At 55.8% G+C, this 7,156-nt stretch carries 5 protein-coding genes; 4 read left to right on the top strand and 1 reads right to left on the bottom strand.

Going from position 1 to position 7,156, the window contains the following annotated elements; genetic code table 11:
* Positions 1-883, bottom strand: an 883-nt coding sequence (locus ACIQ0G_RS09135; protein WP_397577643.1) for a M17 family peptidase N-terminal domain-containing protein, incomplete at its 3' end; no start/stop codon positions are given.
* A gap of 87 nt (positions 884-970) precedes the next feature.
* Here ACIQ0G_RS09135 and ACIQ0G_RS09130 point away from each other — a divergent pair.
* From ACIQ0G_RS09130 to ACIQ0G_RS09115, 4 genes are all read left to right on the top strand, one after another.
* A complete protein-coding gene (locus tag ACIQ0G_RS09130; RefSeq protein ID WP_397577642.1) occupies positions 971-3,082 on the top strand; it encodes a penicillin acylase family protein in 2,112 nt (703 codons plus the stop codon).
* A gap of 93 nt (positions 3,083-3,175) precedes the next feature.
* On the top strand, positions 3,176-6,055 hold the full coding sequence (locus tag ACIQ0G_RS09125) for a M16 family metallopeptidase (RefSeq protein WP_397577641.1): 2,880 nt from the start codon (positions 3,176-3,178) through the stop codon (positions 6,053-6,055).
* Between the two features lie 11 nt (positions 6,056-6,066).
* On the top strand, positions 6,067-6,366 hold the full coding sequence (locus ACIQ0G_RS09120) for a hypothetical protein (RefSeq protein WP_397577640.1): 300 nt from the start codon (positions 6,067-6,069) through the stop codon (positions 6,364-6,366).
* Between the two features lie 149 nt (positions 6,367-6,515).
* Complete coding sequence (locus tag ACIQ0G_RS09115; RefSeq protein WP_397577639.1) at positions 6,516-7,076, top strand: TspO/MBR family protein; 561 nt, start codon at positions 6,516-6,518, stop codon at positions 7,074-7,076.
* The last annotated feature ends 80 nt before the right edge of the window (positions 7,077-7,156 follow it).

Here is a 7,156-nt window from a genome sequence, read left to right as displayed (position 1 = left end):
TTCCGCCGGAGTCAAAGGTAATCCCCTTGCCAACCATCGCCAAGGGCGCACCATCGCCAGCGCCGCGATATTCGACGATCATCATCCGCGATGGACGGCGCGAACCTTGGCCCACGCCAAGTATCGTCCCCATGCCCAATTTGCGCATCATCGGCTCGTCTAGAACGTCGATTTTGACGTTCGCTGTGTTGCCAAATGCGGCGCGGACACGCTCCACAAAGGTTTCGGGATAGAGGACATTGGCGGGTTCAGCCGCCAGATCGCGTGACAAGGAAACGCCCTCGGCTAAGGCCGAATGGCGCGACTTCCATAACGCCTCTGCGCTGCCTGCATCGCTGCTGACGATGGTCACGGGGTTTGTAGGCGGCGTTTTGCGGTCGACGGTTTTGTAGCGATCGAACCGATATTGGCCCATGGCATAGCCCAACGCGGCAGTGGCGGCTTCGTCTGAGTTGAAGCCGCCTGAGATCGTCACGGGCTGGGCTTCATCGCGCAAATCCTGTGCGGCTTTGCCCGACGCGTTGCGGACATGGGCGATGCTGTCGCCTTCCTCGCCAACGCCGCTCAATATAATGCGGGAATAACTGCCAATGCCGCGCAGCGACAATGAACTGCCCTCTTTGCCTTCAAATTTTGCCGAAGCGATGGCTGCGTTCAATGCTTGCGCGGTTGCGGCATCGACTACATTGCCTGGCAAGGTCGCGTTGCGCATCAAGATCACGAGCGCACCCGATGTTGGCGCCGTTGTCGCAAAGTTAATGGGTCGTGTCTGCGAATGCGCGGCTGTTGATGGTGCTACGCCCGATCCAATGACATCGGCCTGCGCAAATGCGGGGGTGATTGCTGTGCTTGCCAGTGCAAGCGCTAAGAGGTTGTGAAACATACAGGGACTTTCCTTTCCGTAAATCTTGGTTATGCCGGATATGTAGGCAAATGGACCGATGTGACAAGGTCTCATTGCAGGGAGAAAATGATGCGTAAATTTTTATGGGCGTCTTTGGCGCTTGCCGGTGTGGTAGCGGGCGCAGGTGCGTTGTGGGAGCCATTGGCAGCAACTGAATATGAAACCGCCAAGCGGACCTATGATGCCGAGATTGTGCGCGACGAATATGGCGTGCCGCATATCAATGGCGCGACCGATGCGGACACGGCTTATGGCCTTGCCTATGCCCACGCCGAAGACGATTTTGCGACGATAGAAGATGTCGTGGCGATGACCCGCGGCCGTTATGGCGCGTTGGCTGGCTCGGACGGGGCCAAGGTTGATTATGTCATGCACTTATTGGGCGCGCGGGAAACCGCCGAAAAGCGCTACATGGAATTGTCGCCAGAGGTACGCGCAGTGGCCGAAGCTTATGCGGCTGGGCTTAATTATTATGTGTCGAAGCATCCGGGCGAAGCGCGCTTGTCGAAACTGTTTCCGGTCACTGGACAGGACATCGTCACTGGCTTTGTTCTGCGCGCGCCATTTTTCTATGGCCTTGATGGCGCAATCGGTGCGCTGACCGAAGGCAAGCCGCAGCCCAAAGAGAGCGCTGCGCCCATGACGCCAATCGGGCGCGATCCCGAAATGAACGGGTCCAATGCCTTTGCCCTCGCGCCAAAGCGTATGGCCGATGGCAAGACCTGGCTGATTTCCAATTCGCACCAGCCCTATGAAGGGCAAGTAGCATGGTATGAGGCCGTGACCCATTCGGGCGAAGGCCTTCATATGGCAGGCGCATTGTTCCCGGGGTCGCCCTTCGTGCTGTTGGGGCATAACCGCCACCTTGGCTGGACCAACACGGTCAACCGTCCGGACCTGATTGATGTCTATAAATTGGTGATGAATGAGGCGGGCGACAAATATCGCTATGATGGCAAATGGCTGCCGCTGAATTCAAAGCGTGTTTGGTTGCCCGTCAAGTTCGGGCCGTTCAATCTGCCCGTGCCACAAACAGTGTATCGATCAGTACATGGTCCGGTTATCAAAAATGATAAGGGCTATTTCGCCATCCGCTATGCGGGCATCGACAGCGTAAAGGTCGTCGAGCAATATTACCGCAATACCAAGGCGACGAATTGGGACGAGTGGACCAAGTCCATGTCGATTGGCGGGATCCCTGCCACCAACTTCATCTATGCCGACAAAACCGGCCGCGTTGCCTATATCTACAATGCGCTCTTCCCTGATCGCAAACCGGGCTATGATTACACCAAGCAGCTTCCGGGCGACACGTCCGCTGCCATGTGGTCCGGCCCTGTTGGCTTTGACCGCTATCCCAAGATTGTCGATCCAGCATCGGGCTTTGTCCAGAATGCGAATAACACGCCTTATCTGGCGGCTGGTCCGGGTTCGGAAATGAACCCGGCGGATTATTCGCCATATTTGGGTATCGAACGCGGCATGACCAACCGTGGCCTGCGCGCAACCGAGCTATTGGCGGCGGATAAGTCAATCACGCCGGAAGAGCTGCTCGCGATCAAGATGGATATGACGTACAGCAAGCAAAGCTGGGTCGGGCCATGGATGGCGTCCTTTGCGGCGCTTGACCTGAAAGATGCGCCGGAGCTTGCCAAGGCGCAAAAGCTGTTGGCCAGTTGGGATTGGTCAAGTGATGGCAAGGGTGATGCCGACGCATTGGCTGAAAGGATCATTCGTTTTGGTGCACGCCTGAACTGGCGTGGTGACCCAATGCCCGATCCCCGCAGTACGCTTCAGGAAGCGGTTGATGAATTCAAGAAGCGCTTTGGCAGAATTGACCCGCAGCTTGGCGATATCCAGCGGCTGCGGCGCGGCAATGTCGACTTGCCGATGTTTGGCGGAAGCGATGCCCTGCGCGCGACGACGATGTGGGATGCCGACCAAGCCGATGGCAAGGTCCGCGTCCGGCATGGCGACAGCTACATCATGCTGATCCGCTGGGACAAAAATGGCGGCGTTATATCGGAATCCATCCAGCCATATGGTGCGGCAACCACGCGGCCCGACTCGCCGCATTACACCGACCAGATGAAGCTGTTTGTCGCGGGCAAATATAAGCCCGTCCATTTCGAATGGGCCGACGCCGTGAAGCATGCAAAGCGCCGTTATCGGCCCTGAACGGCGTTTGTCGAAAATGTGCAGCCGCCAGATTGTGTTTGTCCGTTTTGGCACTATCTCTGGCGGCAGTAAAAATATCTTTGGGAGCATATCATGATCCGTAAATTGACCCTCGCGCTTATGTTGTCTGGTTCGGTGTTGGCCGCGCAGGCACCCGCATTTGCGCAAACCGCAGCACCCGTTTCAAAGCTGGTGGAGGCCGTGAATGTTCCGCATGAAAAATTCACGCTCGACAACGGCCTGACGGTGTTGGTGCATGAAGACCGCAAGGCGCCGATCGTCGCGGTTTCCATCTGGTATGGCGTAGGGTCAAAGAATGAACCCAAAGGCAAAACGGGCTATGCCCATTTGTTCGAACACATCATGTTCAACGGCAGCGAAAACGCGCCGGGCGACTATTTTGAATATACCAAGAAAATCGGCGCCACCGACTTGAACGGAACGACATGGCTCGACCGGACGAACTATTTCCAGACCGTGCCGACGACTGCGCTGGAATCTGCGTTATTCCTCGAAAGCGACCGCATGGGCTATTTGCTCAATGCTGTTTCCAAGGAAAAGCTCGACAACCAGATCGGCGTTGTTTCGAACGAAAAGCGTCAGGGCGACAACCAGCCATTTGGACTGGTCGATTACAAGCGTTCGGAAACCTTGTTCCCCGTTGGTCACCCTTATCATCATGACACCATTGGCAGCTTGGAAGACCTGTCGGCGGCGTCGCTGGATGACATGAAGAACTGGTTTATCGATCATTATGGTCCAAATAATGCGGTGCTCGTGCTGGCAGGCGATATAAACGCCGCGCAAGCCAAACCGCTCGTTGAAAAATGGTTCGGTAGCATTAAGCGTGGCAAAGATGTTGCGCCCGTCAACGCGCCTGTGCCCACGCTGGAAAAGCCGGTAAAAATCGTGATGAAGGACAAGGTTCCGACCACACGTATTTATCGCAACTGGGTGGTGCCGGGATTGGCCGACCCTGATGCAAATGCGCTGTACATTGGCATGAGCGCGCTTGGTGGCCTGTCCAGCTCGCGTCTGGACAATATCCTCGTGCGTCAGGAACAAAGTGTCGTGGGCGTTTCGGCATATCTGATCCCGTTCATGCACGGCAGCCTGATTAACATTCAAGCGGATGTGAAGCCCGGCGGTGATGCAGATGCGGTTGCCAAGCGGCTGGATGAAATATTGGCCGATTATATCGCCACGGGTCCAAACGCTGAGGAAGTGCAGCGCGTAGCCGCCAGCAACATTGCACAGCAAATCGATGGCCTTGAACAGGTTGGTGGATTTGGTGGCAAGGCCGTCGCGCTTGCCGAAGGTCAGCTTTATGTGGGTGACTCGAATTTCTACAAGAAAGAGTTGGAGCGTCTCGCCACGACAAAGCCCGAAGCTGTAAAGGCGGCGATGCAAAAATGGCTTACCCGCCCCGTGCTCGAAATTCGCGTAGAGCCAGGCGAGCGTGAGGTGTATAAGGAAGTGGCAGCAGGATCGGGCAGCCGCACCGGCACGCTGACATCGCCTGCTTTTTACGCGCCCCCCGGAACCGAAGACACGGTGGCGGCTGGGCCTTTGGCGTTTCAGGACCGCAGCAAATTCCCCGAGCCAACCGGCACGCCATCGCTGGATTTCCCAACCGTTGAGGAAACAACGCTTGGCAATGGTATCAAGGTTTTCTTCGCACGGCGGGCAGCCGTGCCAACGGTCCGCGTCGCGGTCAGTTTCAACGCGGGCTATGCTGCTGATCCAGCAGACAAGCGCGGGATCGCGTCGATGATGTCGACTATGATGCTGGAAGGGACACAGACCCTCACATCGACCAAGCTTGCGGAAACCGAAGAAAAATTGGGCGCTGACGTCAATGTCGGATCGTCGCTTGACCGGACAGTGGCAAGCCTGCGTGCGGTAAAGCCAAATTTGGGTCTGTCGCTCGACCTTTTGGCCGATGTGATTAAAAATCCGGCCTTCGCGACCAATGAGCTGGAGCGTGTCCGTATTCAGCAACTGACGCGGATCAAGGCGGAAAACAACCAGCCGCAGGGCATTGCCGTGCGCCGCATGCCGCCATTGCTGTACGGAAATGCACATCCTTATGGTGGGCCGCAAACGGGTAGCGGCTATGCCGAAACGGTTGCGACGATCACGCGTGCCGATGTCGCCAATTTCCACCAGTCATGGATACATCCGGCAAAAGCAGAAATCTTTGTCGTTGGCGATACCACGCTGAAGGAAATCAAGCCGATGTTGGAGCAGCGCTTTGGCAAATGGAAGCCAACGGCGACTGCTGCACCAGCGAAGAATTTCTCTGCGGTCATCCCGGCCCCTCAATCCAAGATTCTGCTGATTGACCGGCCAAATGCGCCACAGTCGCTGGTCCTTGCCGGTGTCGTTCTGGATGCAAAGGGATCGGACGATTTGCTGACCCTGCGCGCAGCGAACGAGGTTTTTGGCGGTGACTTCCTGTCGCGCATCAATATGGACCTGCGCGAAACCAAGGGTTGGTCTTATGGGGTGCGCAGCCAAGTAAATGGCGCGGAAGACCGCGTGCCATTTTACATGTTTGCGCCAGTCCAAACCAATCAGACAGGACCATCGGTTAAGGTTTTGATTGACCAGTTAAAGGACTTTAACGGTGCAAAGCCGGTTACTGCGGAAGAGCTGGAAAAGACCATCAAGGGTAATGTGCTTGAACTGCCGGGCAGCTATGAACAGTCGTCCGCCGTTCTGGGGCAAATGCAGTCCGATCGTTTGAACAAGCGTTCATTCGATTATGCCGAAACACTGGCGGGCAAATATAACGCCCTGACCGCCAAGGCGCTGAACGACGAAATGCGCGCAAAGGTTGATCCGTCGAAAATTACATGGCTGGTCGTGGGCGATGCCGCCAAGGTGAAGCCACAGCTTGAAGCACTTGGATTGCCAATTGAAATGGTAACCGAAGCTGCTAACACCACTGCAAGTAAAACAACCAAGTAAGGAGCAAGAATATGGCAGCAGTTGATGGTCAATGGGACGTAACAATCAAGACCCCAATGGGTGACCAAAAGGCCGTTTTGACCGTCAACAGCGACGGCGGCAGCTTTTCGGGCGGCATGTCGGGTGGCCTTGGTGCAATGGACATTGCCAATGGCACCGTCGATGGTGACACGTTGAGCTGGGGCATGGACATCACTGTTCCAATGCCGATGCATCTTGATGCAACCGCAACCGTTTCGGGCGATGCGATCACCGGTGAAGTAAAGGCCGGTGCCTTTGGTTCGATGGGCCTTTCGGGCACACGTAAGTAAATTACAATCCGGGCCGGTCTCCGCGCCCTGAATTGAGATACATGGCCGTCTGCCCCTTGGGGTGGGCGGCCTTGTTCTATTGTGGCTGAGTGCTACTATGTCGATTGATGGCGTGTCTCCCGACTCGCTGAACAGGCAGGAGCCTTGGCATGAACCAGATCGCATCCGCATCGCAGCATCGTATGTCGTTATTGCGTTGGGCGTTGGTTATCATTCCGCTCACCATGTTTCTTGGTTTTCTCTCTGGTACCATGTCCGGGTCAACCGCCGACAACGCGTGGTATCAAGCCTTGATTAAGCCAGATATTCAGCCACCGGGCTGGGTGTTTGGTGTGGTTTGGCCAACATTATATTTTCTGATGGGCCTTGCCTTTGCGATGGTGCTCGCCGCGCGCGGCGCGCGGGTCCGCAATGTGGCGATTGGCCTGTTCCTGTTGCAATTTGTGATCAACCTCAGCTGGTCGCCCCTGTTTTTCGGACAGCATGAAGTGACGGCTGCGTTTTTCACCATCCTTGTGATGCTGGGTGTCGCTATTGCGACAACCTTCGCATTTGCGCGCGTTCGCAAGGCTGCGGCATGGTTGATGGTGCCTTATTTGGTGTGGATTAGCTTCGCAGCGATACTGAATTTTCAGATCGATCAGTTGAATCCTGATGCAGAAAGCCTTTACGTGCCCGCTACGAGTTCCCAGATAGGCAAAAGCGGTTAATCTCCCGACCGCAATGGAGTGAATGACATGCAAAGCGAAAAGCGCATTTTTGATGATTTGGCCAAGGTACTGAATGGCGT

The sequence above is a fragment of the Sphingorhabdus sp. genome (assembly GCF_044354325.1).
Taxonomy (GTDB): domain Bacteria; phylum Pseudomonadota; class Alphaproteobacteria; order Sphingomonadales; family Sphingomonadaceae; genus Sphingorhabdus_B.
This window is presented reverse-complemented; position numbering and strand designations above follow the sequence as displayed.

What these genes read in the sequence shown, in the direction of transcription:
- ACIQ0G_RS09130 (WP_397577642.1), top strand. Translation starts at nt 971, where the DNA reads ATGATGCGTAAATTTTTATGGGCGTCTTTGGCGCTTGCCGGTGTGGTA.
- ACIQ0G_RS09125 (WP_397577641.1), top strand. Translation starts at nt 3,176, where the DNA reads ATGATCCGTAAATTGACCCTCGCGCTTATGTTGTCTGGTTCGGTGTTG.
- ACIQ0G_RS09120 (WP_397577640.1), top strand. Translation starts at nt 6,067, where the DNA reads ATGGCAGCAGTTGATGGTCAATGGGACGTAACAATCAAGACCCCAATG.
- ACIQ0G_RS09115 (WP_397577639.1), top strand. Translation starts at nt 6,516, where the DNA reads ATGAACCAGATCGCATCCGCATCGCAGCATCGTATGTCGTTATTGCGT.